This is a genomic window from Ciceribacter azotifigens (assembly GCF_048159625.1).
GTDB lineage: Bacteria > Pseudomonadota > Alphaproteobacteria > Rhizobiales > Rhizobiaceae > Allorhizobium > Allorhizobium azotifigens.
In genome coordinates this window covers 351587-369273 of record NZ_JBLQTA010000003.1, presented here as the reverse complement: position 1 = coordinate 369273, position 17687 = coordinate 351587, and the positions used below count along the sequence as shown (strand labels likewise).

Annotated in this window: 19 protein-coding genes; 1 reads left to right on the top strand and 18 read right to left on the bottom strand. The window is 63.2% G+C overall.

Translation table 11 applies throughout. The features are described from left to right. Window positions 1-12 precede the first annotated feature (12 nt). The 12 genes from ACM6UT_RS06975 to phnG form a co-directional block, all read right to left on the bottom strand. On the bottom strand, window positions 13-702 hold the full coding sequence (locus tag ACM6UT_RS06975) for a DUF1045 domain-containing protein (protein WP_416796615.1): 690 nt from the start codon (window positions 700-702) through the stop codon (window positions 13-15). Between the two features lie 103 nt (window positions 703-805). After that, entirely contained in the window at window positions 806-2275 is a 1470-nt protein-coding gene (gene phnE / locus ACM6UT_RS06970; protein ID WP_416796696.1) for a phosphonate ABC transporter, permease protein PhnE, read from the bottom strand. A gap of 35 nt (window positions 2276-2310) precedes the next feature. Next, complete coding sequence (gene phnE / locus ACM6UT_RS06965; RefSeq protein ID WP_416796614.1) at window positions 2311-3273, bottom strand: phosphonate ABC transporter, permease protein PhnE; 963 nt, start codon at window positions 3271-3273, stop codon at window positions 2311-2313. 104 nt (window positions 3274-3377) lie between these two features. Further along, window positions 3378-4283: a phosphonate ABC transporter substrate-binding protein gene (gene phnD / locus ACM6UT_RS06960; RefSeq protein WP_416796613.1), complete on the bottom strand. Its 906-nt coding sequence runs from the start codon at window positions 4281-4283 to the stop codon at window positions 3378-3380. An 85-nt stretch (window positions 4284-4368) separates the two neighbouring features. Then, entirely contained in the window at window positions 4369-5232 is an 864-nt protein-coding gene (phnC, locus tag ACM6UT_RS06955) for a phosphonate ABC transporter ATP-binding protein (protein ID WP_416796612.1), read from the bottom strand. Window positions 5233-5354: 122 nt separating this feature from the next. Continuing rightward, window positions 5355-5969 carry a DapH/DapD/GlmU-related protein gene (locus ACM6UT_RS06950; protein WP_416796611.1) on the bottom strand — a complete coding sequence of 205 codons (615 nt, stop codon included), beginning with the start codon at window positions 5967-5969 and terminating at the stop codon, window positions 5355-5357. Further along, the gene (gene phnL, locus ACM6UT_RS06945; RefSeq protein ID WP_416796610.1) at window positions 5966-6673 is read right to left on the bottom strand and encodes a phosphonate C-P lyase system protein PhnL; all 708 of its coding nucleotides are present in this window, start codon (window positions 6671-6673) and stop codon (window positions 5966-5968) included. Before phnL ends, ACM6UT_RS06950 begins: the two co-directional genes overlap by 4 nt. A 21-nt stretch (window positions 6674-6694) precedes the next feature. After that, window positions 6695-7471: a phosphonate C-P lyase system protein PhnK gene (gene phnK, locus ACM6UT_RS06940; protein ID WP_416796609.1), complete on the bottom strand. Its 777-nt coding sequence runs from the start codon at window positions 7469-7471 to the stop codon at window positions 6695-6697. Next, complete coding sequence (locus ACM6UT_RS06935) at window positions 7468-8367, bottom strand: alpha-D-ribose 1-methylphosphonate 5-phosphate C-P-lyase PhnJ (protein ID WP_416796608.1); 900 nt, start codon at window positions 8365-8367, stop codon at window positions 7468-7470. The genes phnK and ACM6UT_RS06935 overlap by 4 nt, the downstream gene beginning before the upstream one ends. A 142-nt stretch (window positions 8368-8509) precedes the next feature. Next, a complete protein-coding gene (locus ACM6UT_RS06930) occupies window positions 8510-9619 on the bottom strand; it encodes a carbon-phosphorus lyase complex subunit (RefSeq protein WP_416796607.1) in 1110 nt (369 codons plus the stop codon). Window positions 9620-9623: 4 nt separating this feature from the next. Further along, window positions 9624-10232 carry a phosphonate C-P lyase system protein PhnH gene (phnH, locus tag ACM6UT_RS06925; protein WP_416796606.1) on the bottom strand — a complete coding sequence of 203 codons (609 nt, stop codon included), beginning with the start codon at window positions 10230-10232 and terminating at the stop codon, window positions 9624-9626. After that, complete coding sequence (gene phnG / locus ACM6UT_RS06920; protein WP_416796605.1) at window positions 10232-10699, bottom strand: phosphonate C-P lyase system protein PhnG; 468 nt, start codon at window positions 10697-10699, stop codon at window positions 10232-10234. Before phnG ends, phnH begins: the two co-directional genes overlap by 1 nt. An 83-nt stretch (window positions 10700-10782) precedes the next feature. Here phnG and phnF point away from each other — a divergent pair, with 83 nt between their 5' ends. Beyond that, entirely contained in the window at window positions 10783-11520 is a 738-nt protein-coding gene (phnF, locus tag ACM6UT_RS06915) for a phosphonate metabolism transcriptional regulator PhnF (RefSeq protein WP_416796604.1), read from the top strand. Between the two features lie 12 nt (window positions 11521-11532). On the opposite strand, the gene ACM6UT_RS06910 is transcribed toward phnF, so the two are convergent. The 6 genes from ACM6UT_RS06910 to mepA all read right to left on the bottom strand — a co-directional run bounded on the left by ACM6UT_RS06910 (window position 11533) and on the right by mepA (window position 17539). Continuing rightward, the gene (locus ACM6UT_RS06910; RefSeq protein ID WP_416796603.1) at window positions 11533-12168 is read right to left on the bottom strand and encodes a 2,3-bisphosphoglycerate-dependent phosphoglycerate mutase; all 636 of its coding nucleotides are present in this window, start codon (window positions 12166-12168) and stop codon (window positions 11533-11535) included. 25 nt (window positions 12169-12193) lie between these two features. Further along, on the bottom strand, window positions 12194-13018 hold the full coding sequence (gene dapB / locus ACM6UT_RS06905) for a 4-hydroxy-tetrahydrodipicolinate reductase (RefSeq protein ID WP_416796602.1): 825 nt from the start codon (window positions 13016-13018) through the stop codon (window positions 12194-12196). Between the two features lie 12 nt (window positions 13019-13030). Next, on the bottom strand, window positions 13031-14824 hold the full coding sequence (locus tag ACM6UT_RS06900; RefSeq protein WP_416796601.1) for an ABC transporter ATP-binding protein: 1794 nt from the start codon (window positions 14822-14824) through the stop codon (window positions 13031-13033). Window positions 14825-14940: 116 nt separating this feature from the next. Then, on the bottom strand, window positions 14941-15963 hold the full coding sequence (locus ACM6UT_RS06895) for a glucokinase (RefSeq protein ID WP_416796600.1): 1023 nt from the start codon (window positions 15961-15963) through the stop codon (window positions 14941-14943). A gap of 34 nt (window positions 15964-15997) precedes the next feature. Beyond that, window positions 15998-16378: a methylglyoxal synthase gene (locus tag ACM6UT_RS06890; protein ID WP_416796599.1), complete on the bottom strand. Its 381-nt coding sequence runs from the start codon at window positions 16376-16378 to the stop codon at window positions 15998-16000. Between the two features lie 99 nt (window positions 16379-16477). Then, window positions 16478-17539 carry a penicillin-insensitive murein endopeptidase gene (gene mepA / locus ACM6UT_RS06885; RefSeq protein ID WP_416796598.1) on the bottom strand — a complete coding sequence of 354 codons (1062 nt, stop codon included), beginning with the start codon at window positions 17537-17539 and terminating at the stop codon, window positions 16478-16480. Between the last annotated feature and the right edge of the window lie 148 nt (window positions 17540-17687).

Sequence of the window (17687 nt, the reverse complement as noted above, 5' to 3'; positions counted from 1 at the left end):
TTGTCCTTTCGATCAGGCGCCGGACAGAGGCAGCCAGGAATGAATAGTGAAGGGTGTTCCGCGCTCTTTTTCGACGTAGAGCGCGAGGCCGGAAATGCTGAGCGGACGACCGACGAAGTCGGCAAAGCGACTGTTGAGAAGGTCGCGCATGGCCGCCGCCTGTTCTGTCTTGACGGGCCCGGTCAGTGTCATGTGGAAGCGGAATTCGTCCATGACGTAGGGGTAGCCCCAGCGAACCAGATTGGCGCGTTGGGTTTCGCTCAATGTTTCGGGTTTGCGTCGGGCCACATCCGCGTCGCTCAACGGTGCCCGATAAGGCTCGAAGGCCTCGACGATCTCGGCGGCAAATGCCTGCAGCCGCGTGAATGGATGCTCCGGAACGAGTGCGAAGAAGCGGCCGAGTTGCCCGATCACCACCGAGGGGATGGTGAAGGACGGCGTCTTCCCGCAGAAGCGCCCCAGTGCGTCGACGAGCTGGCCTTCGCGGCAGTCCGCAGCCAGAGAAAAAGGAGCCTTCATCGTCGCATGGAAACCGTAACGCTGCGGGTCTGCGGTGAGGTCGGCCAGTTCCCCGACGCTGAAACCCTCGGCAGGGGAGATCGGTAGAGTCGTCCCGCTGAATGGATCACGACCGAGCCAGTGCGCTGCTGCCCGCGACAGCGGGTCATGCTCGGGTGGCGTGAAATAGAGTGCGTAACGCAAAGACTGATTCCTTCGGATTGCTACGGCCGCGAGAGTAACGCGTGCGCCGTGGCGTTTGCCAGGCACCGATGCCGGATGCACTGCAATGGCGAGATGGCGAGCCTCATGGAGCCGATCGCCTGCCGATGAGACGGGAACGCACAGCATTCGAGATCGAATCGAAGACGAAGACGACGATCAGGATGAGCAGGACCATGTAGCCGACGTTTTCCCAGTCCTGATTGGTCCGCATAGCCTCCCAGAGTTTCAGGCCGATACCGCCGGCGCCGACCGCGCCGATGATCGTGGCTGACCGGGTGTTCGACTCCCAGAAGTAAAGCGCTTGCGAGGTGAAGACCGGAAGAACCTGCGGTAGGACGCCGAAACGCTGAACGGCCAATGGTGCCGCACCTACCGACTTCACGCCCTCGCGCTGCTTGTCATCGATGTTCTCGAGCGCTTCCGAATAGAGTTTTCCGAGCGTTCCGGTATCCGTGAAGAAGATGGCGGAAATCCCCGCAAGCGGTCCGGGACCGAAAGCGCGGGTGAAGAACAAGGCCCAGATGAACATGTCGACGGAGCGCTGGAAATCGAAGAAGCGCTTGACCAACTGATTGACGGGGCAGTTGTGCAGGATGTTTCGGGCGGCGAGGAACGACAGCGGGAAGGCGATCACCATGGCGAATAAGGTGCCGACAAAGGCCATCACGATGGTCTGGAGCAGTTTGGTCCAGACGTCCAGATGTTGCCAGGAGGGGTTGTAGAGCACATCGTTGACGGCGAGTGACAGATTGCTCTGTGCCGGGTCCAGCCGTTGATCGGAGACCAACAGGCCAAGCAGCTCGGACCACGACTTGCCGAAGTAGAGCGAACTCGTATCGAAGAAGAAGCCTTCCCAGCCCAGGAACCGCTTGTGGATCTTCACAACGTCGTCCCGGATTTCGGCCCAGCCGGAAAATCCGAAAGCCAGCACGATCTTCTCGCCGGGGCGGCGTTGCTCGGCCCAGCTCGGGAGCGGATCTTGGTTGATCGCACGACCGGCATCGAGGTTGACCGATATCATCTCGTTTCCGCGATGGACCTCCACCACGTCAGGCGTCACGATGATCCTGTCGCTGGCGTTCATCGCGATGGTCGCCTTGGTTACAACCTCTTCCGTGCGCACCTCCGTGCGGGCCTGGGTGGCCGTCTCGGTCGTCGCGTTGGGCGCCATGAAGGAGAAGGAAGAGACGGATTTCGGCGCGGCGCTTTGGGCCGATCCGGGAATCTCGATCGTGCGGGTCACGGTCGCGCGCTCGCTCGTCAGCCAGTCCGGATTGGGATTGGGGCCGATGGGGTCGAAGCGCGGATAGACGATCTTCATGCCGCCATCTGCCTCGATCTCGATGTCGGGGCGAATCTCATAGGACACCCAGTCGGCGAGATAGGTGCCGGCAATGGCCCAGTTGGCGCTTCCCAGAACTTGGCCGACCGCGAAGAACCACCAGCAGAACACGAAATATAGGAGCACCGACCCGCCGATCAGCAGGAAGCGGAACCGCATCCAGATCGACGGCTGCAACAGCGCGCCATGGCGGGCGGCGATCGCGTCCATATCGGCTTGGGCGAGCGTGGTCACGGACGGACTCCTCACACGACGGCCTGAAAGGCCTGGTCACCGACCAGCTTGCGCCTGAGCCAGGCAGACAACTGATCGACGGCAATGATGGTGATGAACAGCAAGAGTACGATCGCCAGTGTCTTGGCTTCGTGCCCTCGGCTGATCGACAGCCTGAGCTGTTCGCCGATGCCCCCGCCGCCGACCGCGCCGATGACGGTCGAGGCACGCACGTTGATTTCCAGGCGCAGCAGAAAATAGCTCATGAAATTGGGCATGACCTGCGGCACCATGCCGAACCAGGCGCGCTCGATCCATGAGGCGCCGACTGCCTTCAGCCCTTCGTCCGGCTTCATGTCCGCATTCTCGATCACTTCGAAGAAGAGCTTGCCGAGCGCCCCGATTGTGTGGATCGAAACCGCGATGATGGCCGGAATCGGACCGAGCGAGAGGATAGCCAGAAAGAAGCCCGCCAGGACGATTTCGGGAAAGGCGCGTAACAGTTCCATGAAACGACGCACGGGAACGCGCACCCAAGAATTGGGCGTCATGTTCTTCGCCGCCAGAAACGATAACAGGAACCCGACCCCAAACCCGATGATCGTCGACAGCAACGCGATGTTCAGCGTTTCCGCCATCTTGTAGGCGTACTCGGGTATGTAGAGGCCGTCGGTGAGGTAGTAACGGCCTTCAGGATAGTCGTATTTCAGGCTCCCGTCGAAATAGGGAGAGGGCAGGTCGAGGAGTGCGCGCCAGACTTCGACGCCGTCGCGAGGCATAAGGTCACCGACGAAATCAAATAGATGCGGCAGGCGTTCCAAGAACTTGCCCGAATTGGTTTCGTTGGCAAACCAAAGCGAACCCGTAAGCGCCAGGGCGAGCACCGCGAGCGAGAGGATCGTGTACAAACGACGGCCTCTGGCAAGATCTCGCCAATGGCTCTCGATGAGCGCCCCCGTCTCGCTGAGCTCGGGTTTGTAGGTGAAGGAACTCATGGCAGGCAGTCCGCTTTTTGATCACGTCGTCGCGGCGGCGACGTGCATTCGCCAAGAGCCGCCGGTGCCTTACGCACCCGGCGGCCTTTTTCGGCATCAGGATATCAGCCGCCGATGGTGGCCCTGCGGGCGTCGATGATCGGCTTGTAGAAGTCGGCATTGACTTCGGTAAAGCCGGTGAAGTCACCGCCCTGGATGGCCGAGAAGCAGGCAGCGTCGGTCTTCGGCAGATCCATCATGAAGGTCTTGAACTTCGACTTCATGTCGTCGTTCATCGAGGTGCGGACAACGATCGGGCCATTCGGGATCAGCGGGGACTTCCAGAGCTCGACCAGGTCATCCATGTTGAGGATGCCCTTGTCGACCATCTTGCGCAGGTTGCCGGAGGTGTAGCCGTCCTTGAAGTCGCCAACGCCGGAGCCGAAGGTCGTGCCGGCATCGAAGGTACCCTTCAGCACTTCGAGGACGAGGTTTTCGTGGCCGCCGCCGAAGCCGGTTTCAGCAACGAATTCCTTGAGGGGACCGCCGATGGCCTCCGGCAGGGTGACGGTCGGGATCAGGTAGCCCGAGGTCGAGTCAGGGTCTGCGAAGCCGAGCTTCTTGCCCTTGATGTCGGTGACCTTGGTCATGCCGGAGTCCTTGCGGGCGACCATGATCGAGTAGTAGCCCATCGAGCCGTCGGTCTGCACGGTCGTCAGGATCGGTTCGACGGCCTTGGCATCGGCGAGGTAGATCTTGGCAAAGCCGGAAGCACCGAGTTCGGCGTAGTCGAGCGTACCGCCAAGCAGGCCCTGGATAACGCCGTCGTAATCGGCGGCCGGGAACAGCGAGACCTTTTCAACGCCGAGAACGGCGGGAAGCTTGTCGACCATGCACTGGTAGCTGCGCAGACGGTCGGCTTCGTTTTCGCCGCCGAGAATGCCGATGCGGAATTCCTTGAGGTCTTCGGCGGCGGCGACGCCGGCGAGCGCCACGAGCGCCACGGCGGCAAGAAGGGTCTTCTTCAGCATGAGTTTCTCTCCTGTTGTCCGGGCGGACCGGGACTTTTTCTGATCAATGAAGTGCCCTTCACGCGGGCGGACGATCGTCGTGGTTTCAGGCTTCGGCGACGGCCAGGGTCCTGAAACCGGGGGATGCGGGGGCGCCGGCTGCGGTTGCGGCCGCGGCGCTCGGGATACGAATGCTCGTCGAGGTCATGCTTTCGTCGATCCCGGCGCCATGGCTGTCGGCGCCGTAGATTTCCTGCACCGTCTCGGCGGTCAGCCGGTCCGGTGTGCCGTCGAACACGACGCGACCCTGCGCCATGCCGATGATCCGCGAGCAGTAGTTGCGCGCCGTGTCGAGCGTATGCAGGTTGGTGACGACGGTGATGCCGTCGCGCTCGTTGATGTCGCGCAGCGCATCCATGACGATCTTGGCATTGAGGGGATCCAGCGAGGCGATCGGCTCGTCGGCAAGCACCACCTTCGGCCCCTGCATCAGGGCGCGAGCGATGGCGACACGCTGCTGCTGGCCGCCGGACAGCGTGCCGGCCGGCTGAAGCGCCGTCTGCTCGATGCCAAGGCGCTCGAGCGCGGCGATCGCCATGATACGTTCCTCGCGCGAGAAGACGTTGAGGATGCTGAGCGCCGTCGGGCGGTGGTTGAGGCGGCCGAGCAGCACATTGGTCAGAACGTCGAGGCGCGGCACGAGGTTGAACTGCTGGAAGATCATCGCGCAATCGCGCTGCCAGTTGCGCAGGCTCGCGCCCTTGAGGGCAGAGACTTCGACATCGCCGAAATGGATCGATCCGGACGAGGGATCGACCAGCCGGTTGATCATGCGAAGCAGCGTCGACTTGCCGGCGCCGGAGCGGCCGATGACGCCGACCATCTCGCCGCGTTCGATCTCCACGTTGACGCCGTCGACGGCGACATGCTGGCCGAACTTGCGAGTGACATTCTTCAGCTGGAATTTCATGTCTGTTCTTTCGACGTCATGTCCATGGGGTCGAACAGGCTTTAGCGGGCACCCATGAAGCGCGAATGTCAGATTTGTGTAGGAAATGTAAAATCGTGTAAGCTATTGAAGATGAACAACGATCAGGCGTACTTCTCAACGAAGTCCTCGGCGCTGAGGGCACGGAAATCGCCAAGCGCGGCAAACAGCCGGTCATGGTCCCAGTCCCACCAGCAGAGCTTTTCCATGCGCTCGGCGATGCCCGGGGAAAAACGCTCGCGGATCAGCCGGGCCGGCACGCCACCGACGATCGTGTAAGGGGCGACATCCCTGGAAACCACCGCTCCCGCACCGATCACCGCGCCATTGCCGACGGTGACGCCGGGCAGGATCGTCGCGCCGTGGCCGATCCACACGTCATGGCCGATCACCACGCGGTTCTCGCGCCGCCATTCGAAGAAGTCGTGATCGTTCTCGGCGCCGTCGAAGTAGTCCGCGGCGCGATAGGTGAAGTGGTGCAGGGTCGCGCGCCAGGTCGGGTGATTGGTGGCATTGATGCGCACGGCGGCCGCGATATTGGCGAACTTGCCGATCGTCGCGCACCACACGGCACCGTCCTGCATGATGTAGGAATAGTCCCCCATCACGACCTCATCCAGGCGGCAGCGCTCGGACACCTCGGTATAGCGGCCGAGCGTCGAGTTCGACACGCGGGCGCTTTCGTGGATGAAGGGTTCGAGCCCGAGCTTCCGGCTCATGCCGCGGCCTTTCGCGGCGAGAACTGCGAGACGTCGAGAATGCGGTCGGCTACCGCCTCGCGTACTTCCTCGTCGTGGAAGATGCCGAGAAGAGCGACACCCGCCGTCTTCTTGGCGCGGATCATCTCGACGACGACCTGACGGTTGGCCGCATCGAGCGAGGCCGTCGGCTCATCGAGCAGGAGGATGCGATGATCGGTGATGAAACCGCGGGCGATGTTGACGCGCTGCTGTTCACCGCCGGAGAAGGTGGCGGGCGGCAACTGCCACAGATCACGCGGCAGGTTGAGCTTTTCCAACAGTTCTGCGGCACGTTCGCGCGCCTGCTCCGCGGCCACGCCGCGGGCGACCAGCGGCTCGGCAACCACGTCGATGGTGGCGACGCGCGGCACGGTGCGCAGGAACTGGCTGACATAACCGAGCGTGGCGCGGCGGACTTCCAGCACGGAGCGCGGATCGGCGCTGGCGATGTCGATGATGCGGTCCTTGTGCTCGATCAGGATCTGGCCTGCGTCCACGGCATAATTGCCGTAGAGCATCTTGAGGATCGAGCTCTTGCCGATGCCGGACGGTCCGCCGAGCACGACGCACTCGCCGGAAGCGACCGAGAAGGAGACATTGGCGACGACGGGCAGGCGCAGTCCGTCGCGCAGGTGCATGGTGAAGCTCTTGGAGACTTCCGAGACGACGAGGGGCGTGGCCATGGGGTTTTTCTCCTAAAGGCTTCAGACTTGCAGGATCGAAGAGACGAGCAGCTGGGTATAGGGCTCGCGCGGATCATCGAGGACACGGTCGGTCAGTCCCTGCTCGATCACATGCCCATCCTTCATCACCATCATCCGGTGCGACAGGAGGCGGGCGACGGCGAGGTCGTGGGTGACGACGATGGCCGAAAGGCCGAGATCGTTGACGAGGCCGCGGACCAGGTCGAGCAGGCGCGCCTGCACCGAGACGTCGAGACCGCCGGTTGGCTCATCCATGAAGACGAGGCGCGGGCCGGTCACCAGGTTGCGGGCGATCTGCAGGCGCTGGCGCATGCCGCCGGAAAAGGCGCGCGGCTGGTCGTCGATGCGGTCGGTGCTGATCTCCACGCGTTCCAGCCAGTCGCTGGCCGTGCGGCGGATATTGCCGTAGTGGCGGTTGCCGATGGCCATCAGCCGCTCGCCGACATTGGCGCCGGCCGAGACCGTCATGCGCAGGCCGTCCGCCGGGTTCTGGTGAACGAAGCCCCAGTCGGTGCGCATCAGGAAGCGCCGTTCGGCCTCGCTCATGTGGTAGAGGTCGCGGTAACCGCCGTCGCGCATGTGGTATTCGACGCTGCCCGTGGTCGGCATCAGCCGTGTCGACAGGCAGTTGAGCAGCGTCGTCTTGCCGGAGCCGGATTCGCCGACGATCGCCAGCACCTCGCCGGGCCAGAGCTCGAAGGCGACATTGGCGCAGCCGATGCGCTTGCCGTAGAATTTCGAAAGGTCGCGGACCTTGAGAAGCGGCGTATCGCTCATTCGGCGGCCTCCTTCGCCACGCCGAGATGGCCGACATGGCCCTGTTCGCGGCGTTCTTCACAGTGATCGGTGTCGGAGCAGACGAACATGCGCCCGCCCTTGTCGTCGAGGATGACCTCGTCGAGATAGACCTGCTCGGCGCCGCAGAGCGCGCAGGGCTTGTCGAAGGTCTGGATCTCGAAAGGATGGTCCTCGAAATCGAGGCTTACCACCTCGGTGAAAGGCGGAACGGCATAGAGGCGCTTTTCGCGGCCCGCGCCGAACAGCTGCAGGGCCTCCGACATGTGCATCTTCGGATTGTCGAATTTCGGCGTCGGCGAGGGGTCCATGACATAGCGGCCGGCGACCTTGACCGGATAGGCATAGGTCGTGGCGATGCGGCCGTTCTTGGCGATGTCTTCGTAGAGCTTGACGTGCATCAGGCCGTATTCTTCGAGCGCGTGCATCTTGCGCGTCTCGGTCTCGCGCGGTTCGAGGAAGCGCAGGGGTTCCGGGATCGGCACCTGGTAGACCAGCACCTGGTTCTCCCGGAGCTTTTCTTCGGGGATGCGGTGGCGCGTCTGGATAATCGTCGCGTCCCGGGTGTGGGTGGTGACGGCGACGTTGGCGACCTTTTGGAAGAAGGCGCGGATGGAGACGGCGTTGGTCGTGTCGTCGGCACCCTGGTCGATCACTTTCAGCACGTCTTGCTGGCCGATAATCGAGGCTGTCACCTGCACGCCACCCGTACCCCAGCCATAGGGCATGGGCATTTCACGGGAGGCGAAAGGCACCTGGTAGCCGGGAACGGCGATCGCCTTCAGGATCGCGCGGCGGATCATCCGCTTGGTCTGTTCGTCCAGATAGGCGAAATTATAACTGGCCAGACCTGAATATTGCGAAACTTCCTGCGTCATCGGGCGTTGTCCTGGATCAGAAGGAGGTACTGGGTATGGAAATCAGTGTCATGCTCACGATCATCATTACGGTCATGATCGCGTCGACCGTCGGCAGCGCTTACTGGTTCAGCGAGCAGAACCGCGATTGAGTGAAGCCTGGTCATTCCGCAGCCTCGGCTTGGTTGGTCTGGCCGTTGCGACGCGAGGCCTCGAATTCGCCGCGCATGCGGCGCACGAGATCGAGTTCGGCCTGGAAGTCGACGTAGTGCGGCAGCTTCAGGTGCTCGACGAAACCCGTCGCCTGCACGTTGTCGGAATGTGAAATAACGAACTCCTCGTCCTGCGCCGGGGCGACGATGTCCTCGCCGAATTCGGTAGCGCGAAGCGCCCTATCGACCAGTGACATGGCCATCGCCTTGCGCTCGCTCTGGCCGAACACCAGGCCGTAGCCGCGCGTGAACTGCGGCGGCGCCTTGGCCGATCCCTTGAACTGGTTGACCATCTGGCATTCGGTGACGCGGATCTCGCCGAGCGAAACGGCAAAACCAAGTTCCGCGACGTCCAACTCCACTTCGACTTCGCCGATGCGAATTTCGCCGACGAAGGGATGGGTGCGGCCGTAGCCGCGCTGGGTCGAATAGGCGAGCGCCAGCAGAAAACCTTCATCGCCGCGGGCGAGCGCCTGCAGGCGCGTGTCGCGCTCCATCGGGAACTCGATCGGTTCGCGGGTGATGTCGCCGGCGAGGTGATCCTCGGGCAGGTCGCCATCCGCCTCGATCAGTCCTTCTTCCGCCAGGATTTCGGAGACGCGCATCACCGCCTCGCCGAGCGGTTCCTTATGAGCAGGTGGTGCGACCTCGCCGTCTTGAAGCAGCGAAGTGTCGAGCAGGCGATGGGTGTAGTCGAAGGTCGGTCCGAGCAGCTGCCCGCCGGGCAGGTCCTTGTAGGTTGCCGAAACGCGGCGTTCGACCTGCATGTAGCCGGTTTCGATCGGCACCGAATAGCCGAACCGCGGCAACGTGGTGCGGTAGGCGCGCAGCAGAAAGATCGCCTCGATCATGTCGCCGCGGGCCTGCTTGACGGCGAGTGCTGCCAGCGCCCGGTCGTGCAGTGAGGCTTCCGCCATCACGCGATCAACGGCGAGGCCGAGCTGTTCGACGATCTGGTCGATGGTCAGCGCCGGAAGCGATCGGTCGCCGCGCCGCCGGTCGGCCAGCAGTCGATGGGCATTGTCGATGGCGGCTTCCCCGCCCTTGACGGCAACATACATGGTCTCAAACCTCCGTAGGCGTGATCTTGCAGGTGCGCGGCAGGCCGAGCATCTGCTGCCCGGCCGTCAGCACGACATCGACCCCGCGCGGGAAAAGCGCACGGTTGTCGGCCCATTGGCGAAGGAACATGTCCGGCAGGCCCTGCGGGGCGATAGAGGCGGTATGGCGGATGCCGGGGCCCGAAAGGGTGAGCGGGGCACCCTTGTCGAGGCTTGCCACCTCCAGCACGATGGTCGTCGAACGGTCCGGATATTCCTGCGTGCCGGTGGCAAACAAGCCGAGGGACGACAAGGGGGCGCCGGCCTCGGCAAAGGCGAAGCGGGCTTCCGATTTTTCGCGGGTGAGGGGGGCTCCGGTGTGGAAGCCGATCCATTCCGCCACGGCCGACTTGGCAAGGCCCGGTGTCAGCCAGACCGGCGTGTCGTGGTCGAGAAGCGTCAGAGCAATCGCCCCGGCGGCAACACCGAGCGGCTTCGGCGGTTCGATCTCGGGCAGGATGGACTGGACGGTGCCGGGCCGCGACAGGCAATCCATCAGCACGCGGAACACGCTCTGGGCGTGATGGACCGGTTCGGCAAAGCCGCCGGTCAGGGCTTCGATCTTCGGGCTCATCAGTCCTCTCCCCGCACCATGGTGAAGAAGTCGACGCGTGTTGCGGCCACTTCTTCCGATTTCGTCTGTTTCCGTTCGGCGATCCGCGCTGCGACCGGCTCCAGCAGTTGCGTCTCGACCAGCAAGCGATGCTCCGGATCCTGCCAGAGGGCATCGAAGACGGCCGCGAGGCGCGCGCGTTTCAGATTGGCGCCGAGCACATGGCCATGCCCGACCAGGCCGTTGCCCAGCCGCACGGTGGCACGGCTGACCGTCGCCTCTCCGAGATTGAAGGGCGCGCCGCCGCCGCCGATCCGCCCCCGCACCATGACGAGTCCGATCTCCGGCCCGCGCAGCATCTGCGTCTCCGGTTGTTCGGACAGCCCGTCCCAGACACGCGCCAGGTCATCGAGTTCGGCGCGCGCCAGGAGGTCCACGACGCGCTTGCGCCCGAGGTCCCGGCCTGCGTTTTCCTGTCTAGCTTCCATTGTCAGGCCCCTAAATGTCTAGTAATATAGACAACCATACAAGTTACTGTATGGCTAGCAATCGGGCGTGACAAGCGTGTGACATGACGCAGCAGAAATCGATGGAAAGACTAAAGGGCGTGGCGCTGTGGCGTCAGATCGCCGACCGCATCCGAGCCTCCATTGCGCAAGGGGATTACGACGCGACCGGCATGGTGCCGCCCGAAACGCAGCTTGCCGAGCAGTTCGGCGTCAATCGCCATACCGTGCGAAACGCCCTTGCGGCGCTCGGGCAGGAGGGGATCGTGCGCGCCGTCCAGGGACGCGGCACGATGATCGACCGCAAGGACAAGTTCACTTTCCCGATCGCCCGGCGTACCCGCTTCACCGAGGGCATCGGCGATCAGGCCAGGGGGCTTGAGGGCTTGCTGCTATCGTCGGCCGTCGAGGCGGCCGGCGCCGAGGTTGCGAAATGGCTGAAGCTGGAGCCGCAGGCCGTGGTGATCCGGCTCGAGGTGCTGCGCAAGGCCGACGGACGCGCGCTTTCGCGCTCCACCAGCTGGTTTCCCGCCGAAAGGTTCGAGCGGATCGACGAGGCGTTTCGCCGGACGGGATCCGTCACGCGGGCACTGATCGACTATGGCGTGGACGACTATCTGAGGACGGTTACGGAAGTCTCGGCGACCCATGCCGAGCCCGACGACGTCGCGCAGCTGGCACTGACGCCGGGCGCGATCGTACTGGTCACGCGGGCGCTGAATACCGACATGCAGGGCCTGCCGATACAATACGCGGTCACACGGTTTCCCGCGGACCGCGTCGAGTTCACCATCACGAACTGATGGGGTGGCGCCTCAGTGGGCGCCGGACATGTCGCCGAGCACTTCCTTCGACTTGACCGTCGAATCCGCGTTCAGCTTGTAGACCATGGGCACGCCGGTCGCGAGGTTGAGCTTGAGGATTTCTTCCTTGGACAGGCGATCAAGCACCATCACCAGCGCGCGCAGCGAATTGCCGTGAGCGGCGACCAGAACGGTTTCGCCCCTGAGCACGCGCGGCAGGATCTCGGTCATGTAATAGGGCCAGACGCGGGCGCCGGTGTCGCGCAGGCTTTCCCCGCCCGGCGGCGGGACGTCGTAGGAGCGGCGCCAGATATGCACCTGCTCCTCGCCCCACTTGGCGCGCGCATCGTCCTTGTTGAGGCCGGAGAGATCGCCGTAGTCGCGCTCGTTGAGCGCTTCGTCGCGGATCGTCTCGAGGGTCGGCTGGCCGACATTGTCGAGCACGATCTGACAGGTCTTCTGCGCCCGCGACAGGGCGGAGGTAAAGGCGATGTCGAACTTGATGCCGTAGTCGGCAAGCGCCTTGCCGCCGGCATTGGCCTCTTCGACCCCGAGTTCGGTGAGGCCAGGGTCCTTCCAGCCGGTGAACAGGTTCTTGAGATTCCATTCGCTCTGGCCGTGACGAACCAGCACGAGAGTACCGCTCATGGGAAAATCCTCCGCAAGGAATTATCTAGATGGATGAAGAAAGCCCGAGGACATCGAGCATGGAATAGAGGCCGGGCTTCTTGTCCCGTGCCCAGAGGGCCGCGCGGAGTGCACCGCGCGCAAAGAGCGAACGGTCCCCGGCGCTATGGGAAAGAGTAATCGTTTCGCCCTCACCGGCGAAGAGGACGGAGTGCTCGCCGATCACGGAGCCGCCGCGCAGCGTGGCAAAGCCGATACTGCCCTCCTCGCGTGGTCCCGTATGCCCGTCACGCACCCGTACGGAATGGTTGGCAAGACCGATGCCGCGCCCTTCAGCGGCAGCTTGCCCGAGGAGCAATGCGGTCCCTGAGGGCGCGTCCACCTTGCGCTTGTGGTGCATTTCCAGCACCTCGATGTCCCAGCCCGCGGCATCGAGCACCTGCGCGGCCTGCTTGACCAGGACGGAAAGCAGGTTGACTCCGAGGCTCATATTGCCGGATTTGACGACCCGCGCGTGGCGTGCTGCCGCGGCGATTTTCGCATCGTCATCCGCAGTGCAGCCGGTGGTGCCGATGACATGAGCGATCCGCGCCTGCGCGGCAAGACCGGCATATTCGACGCTTGCCGCAGGCGATGTGAAATCAATGACCCCATCGGCATGAACGAATGCTGCAAGCGGGTCGTCGGTCACCGGTACGCCGATGGAGCCGAGCCCGGCCAACTCGCCCGCATCCCTGCCGATCAACGGCGAACCGGATCGCTCGACCGCGGCGTGAACCACGGCACCTTCAGTCGCCTGGATGAGACGTAGCACCGTCTGGCCCATCCGGCCACCGGCTCCGACGACGACGAGTTTCATGGCATCGCTCATGGCGCTCCAACCTCAGAAGAATTCGCTATTGCCGCTGCCCGGCTGCAGCTGGTTCAGCCGAGCGTAGAGGCCGTTGGGACGCTGTGCAAGTGACTGGTGGGTGCCTTCCTCGGCGATCGTCCCGCCCTGCATCACGATGATCTTGTCCGCCTTGATGATCGTCGACAGCCGATGGGCAATGACGATCACAGTGCGTCCGGTCATCGCCTCGTCCAGAGCTTTCTGAACGGCGGCTTCCGACTCCGTGTCGAGCGCGGAGGTTGCCTCGTCGAGCAGCAGAATCGGTGCGTTGCGGACAAGCGCGCGGGCGATCGACAGCCGCTGCCGCTGGCCGCCGGAGAGCGTGACGCCGTTTTCGCCGACAGGGGTGTCATACCCCATCGGCTGAGCGAGGATGAAATCGTGCGCGTAGGCGAGGCGGGCCGCTTCCTCGATCTCGGCATTGGTCGCATCAGGACGGCCGTAGCGGATATTGTCGCGGATCGTCCCTTCAAAGAGATAGGGCTGTTGCGAAACGTAGGCGATGTGTCTGCGCAACGACGCCTTTGTGACCGAGGCGATGTTCTGGCCATCGATCAGGATCTCACCCTCTGCGGGATCGTAGAACCGCGGGACGAGCGTGATCACCGTCGACTTGCCGGCGCCGGAGGGGCCGACAAGTGCTGTGGTCTTCCCCCCCTCCGCGACAAAGTCGATACCCTTCAGCACCGGCTCGTTGTTGCCGTAGGCGAACTTGACGCCGCGAAATTCGATGCGAGCCTCGCCGACCTGGAGCTCGGTTGCTCCACGCCTGTCGCGCTGCGGGCTGTCCATGTCGAGGATTTCGTAGATCATCCGCGCGTTGACGGCGGCACGTTCCATCTGCACCTGCAGCTTGGCGAGCCGCTTCGCCGGTTCGTAGGCCATCAGCAGCGCCGCGATGAACGAGAAGAAGGCGCCGGGCAGCACGCCGCCATAGATCGAGCGGAACGCAGCGTAGGCGATCACGCTGGAGATGGCGACGCCCGCGAAGGTCTCCGTGAGCGGTGAGGTACGTTCACTGAGCCGGGCGATGCGGTTCGCGCGGCGTTCCGCCGCCGCGATCGTGCTCTGGACTTTGCGGTCCAGCTCTTCTTCCATCGTGAAGGCCTTGACGATCGCGATGCCCTGGATCGTCTCCTGCATCGCGCCCAGCACGTGGCTGTTGAAGATGATCGACTCGCGCGTCGCGGCCCGGAGCCGCTTCGAGAGGTAACGCAACGCATACAGGAGGGGTGGCGCGACAATGAAGACGATCAGCGTCAGCAGCCAGTCCTTCGAGAACATGACGCCGATGAGCGCAATCAGCGTCAGCAGGTCGCGCGCGGTAGAGGTAACGGTTAGATTGAGAACATCGCGGATGCCGTTGATGTTCTGGCTGATCTGCGCGGCAAGGTGAGCCGAGCGGGACTCGCTGAAGAAGCCGAGCGAAAGCGTCATCAAATGCGAGAAGAGCCGGCGCTGATATCGCGCGACGATGTTGTTTCCAATCTTTGAAAGGGTGACCGCCTGTCCGTAGCTTGCAAGGCCGCGCAGCATGAAGGCGCCGAGAATGGCGCCACAGATGAGCCAGACAATGTCCGCTCTCTGGTTGGCGAAGGCCTCGTTCACCACCGTTTCCATGATCCATGCGGTGAAGGCGGTCGTGAGCGCCACCACGGCGAGGCAGAGGACGGCGAAGATGTAGCCCTTGACGTGATCGCGACCGTTCTCGGCGATGATACGCTTCAGAACGGCTGTGATGCTGCTCGAGCTGACGGGCGTCTTGTGTGTCCTGCTGGCTTCCAAATAAAGGCATTCCCCGTGGAACTGGGCGTCCGGACCCGCGGACGCTGTGGCCTAGGCGCTCTATAACCAGTCGCAACCCCCTTGGCCACAAAAAAGCGGACGCCCCGCTCTGATCGTCAGCAGCGCCAGCGCCTGCCATCGGTCGCCAGGCCAAAATTTGCAGGCGTGCGTGCAAAATTCGCGAGTCCCGAGAGTGCTGCGAGTGGATGAGTGACCACGAAGGTCGGGATCGTGTGCATCAGCCCGGTATGCGGTGCCTTGTCCTCGAAGGCGGCGCGGAACTCCGGGCCCTTCAGCGCGGGCAGTATCTTCTGGGGAATGCCGCCGGCAAGGAATACGCCGCCCCGCGCCATGAAGATGAGAGCGAGATCCCCGGCAAGCCGCCCGAGATAAGTGACGAAGAGCGAGAGAGTCTCGGCAGCTTGTTTGTCGTTGCCGGAAAGTCCGTGCGTCGAAACTTCGGCTGGGTCACTCCATTGCGGTTCGACGCCGTCGGCCGCGCAAATCGCATCATAGATGTTGACGACGCCACGACCGCAGAGGAGCTGTTCGCCGGATATGCGACCGTCAATCCGCGCCAGATGTGGGAATATTTCGAAATCGCGGTCGCTGCGCGGTCCCATGTCGACATGTCCGCCTTCGCCGGGTATCGGAAACCAGGTGTGCTGCGCATGCAGCAGACCTGCGACGCCGAGACCGGTGCCGGGACCCAGCACGACGCGCGATGCGATCGGACTCTCGGAAAGCGGACCGATCGGTTCGCGATTCTCGTCTGAAAGCGAAGCGATGGCGAGGGCCTGCGCTTCGAAGTCGTTGACGATCAGCACATCCTCGAACCCCATCTCTTCGATCATCGCCTTCGGACGCACGACCCAGTCGCAATTGGTTAGCGGGATCTCGTCGTCGTTGATCGGACCGGCGATCGCAAGGATCGCCGAGCGAGGCTGGATGGACGTCTTGTCGAGCACGCCCTGCTGGATCGCGTCCTCGATCGTCGAAAAGGCGGCCGTGTGGACGATCGGAAACTGCCGGGGCTCCGCGTAGGTGTCGATCAGGATCGAAAAGCGTGCATTGGTCCCCCCGATGTCGCCGATCAGGATGGGAAAGGTAAGCTGCTCGTTTTCTACGATCTTGGGCATTGGCCGGCTCCTGCGATCCAAATCGGGCGTTGCGTCAGTTCTTCTTCGCAGTCATCAATATCTCGGCGGTCGCGAGATTCAACGCCATGGGGATGTCGTAAACGGTGGCAAGCCGCATCAGCGCTTTCACGTCCACGTCATGGGGCATGGCGGTCAAGGGGTCGACGAAGAAGATAAGCATCTGCACCTCGCCCGTGGCGATCATCGCCCCGATCTGCTGATCGCCGCCGAGGGGGCCGCTCTTCATGCGCACGACATCCAGACCCGGGCACGCTTCCGCCACCCTTCCGCCCGTGGTGCCCGTGGCAACGATGCGGCACCGCGCAAGGACTTCCGCATGGCGGCCGGCGAACTCTGCGAGTTCATCCTTCTTCTGGTCGTGGGCGATCAGGGCGATGCATTGGCGCTCGGGCATTGGGTCGATCCGGTCGGGATTTAAATCGATTTGAAAGCCTTCTACAGCACGACCGTTGCCTTGAAAAGATAGCCCAACCGAAAGGCTGCGAACGCGCTGTCAGCGATCGAGAGGACGGGGCAACGGAATCGGGATCTCCTGCAGAGTCACGTCGATCGGCTGGCCGGCCATCGTAGTCGACGGCGCAGCGGCAGGTGGCGCATAGGCGGCGACCGGAGTGGCACCGCCGCCCAGTGTCACCTCGCTTTCACTTGCCACCGAAGGCGCATTGAGCACCGCCAGGCAGGATTTCGGCAGGTCGGAGACGCCGATCTCCCGCGGTTTCGGCGCGGGCTTCTTGGGATCCGTCTTCGGTTTCGCCCAAGGTTCGGGGGTAAACCACCAGGCGAGGGACTTGTCGCAGCCGTCTCCGGGAGGGGGGGCGGCCTGGGACTTGCATCCGCCAGCCCCTATCGGACACTTGATGCGCACGTGGAAATGCGCGTCGTGACCGTAGATCGGCCGCACCTTGCCAAGCAGCGAGCGATCGCCGGTCCACGTATCGCAAAGCTTCTTCTTGATCGCCGGATTGACGAAGACGCGTTCGACCTGCGGGTAGCTTGCTGCCAGCATGATGAGGCGCGCATGAGTCGGCGTCCACAGGCGGGAGTCGACGGTCAGGAATTTGTCCTTGCGCAACATGGACGTGAAGGGGAGGTCTTCCCGCTCCTGTGTGCTGAGCCGCCTGTCCGGCATCGGTGTGAGCCAGATGTCCGCATCGAGCCCGATCTGGTGCGAAGCGTGGCCGTTCATCATCGGACCACCGCGCGGCTGCGAGACGTCCCCGACGAGCAGCCCCGGCCAGCCGACCTTGGGAGCATCGTGGGCGAGCTGTTCGAGCAACGAAATCATTTGCGGGTGTCCCCAGCGACGGTTTCGCGAGAGCCGCATGGCCTGCCATGTGGGGCCGTCCGTCGGAAGCGCAACAGCGCCGGAGATGCATCCCTTCGAGTAGAATCCGTAGGGCGACGGTGCTGCGCGGCTGGGAAGCTCGATGCCGCCGAATATCTTCTTGGCCGGCACCTGCTCGGCCGCCTTTCCGCCTTCCGTGAGCATCAGAAACGGTGCGGTCATGGCAATCACCACCAGCCGGCTCAGCCTCGTTTTCGTCTTTAATCTCATGTCCTCGTTCCGCCGAATGCCCGTGTACGCTGCCGCAGGTGATTTGCTTTCAAATGTAGCGTGGATTTGCAGTTTGGTGAATCCGTGGCCGTGCGCACCCTCGTCCGCCGCATTTGCCCGAGGCCTGTTTTTTGCCGCTGTTTTGCTT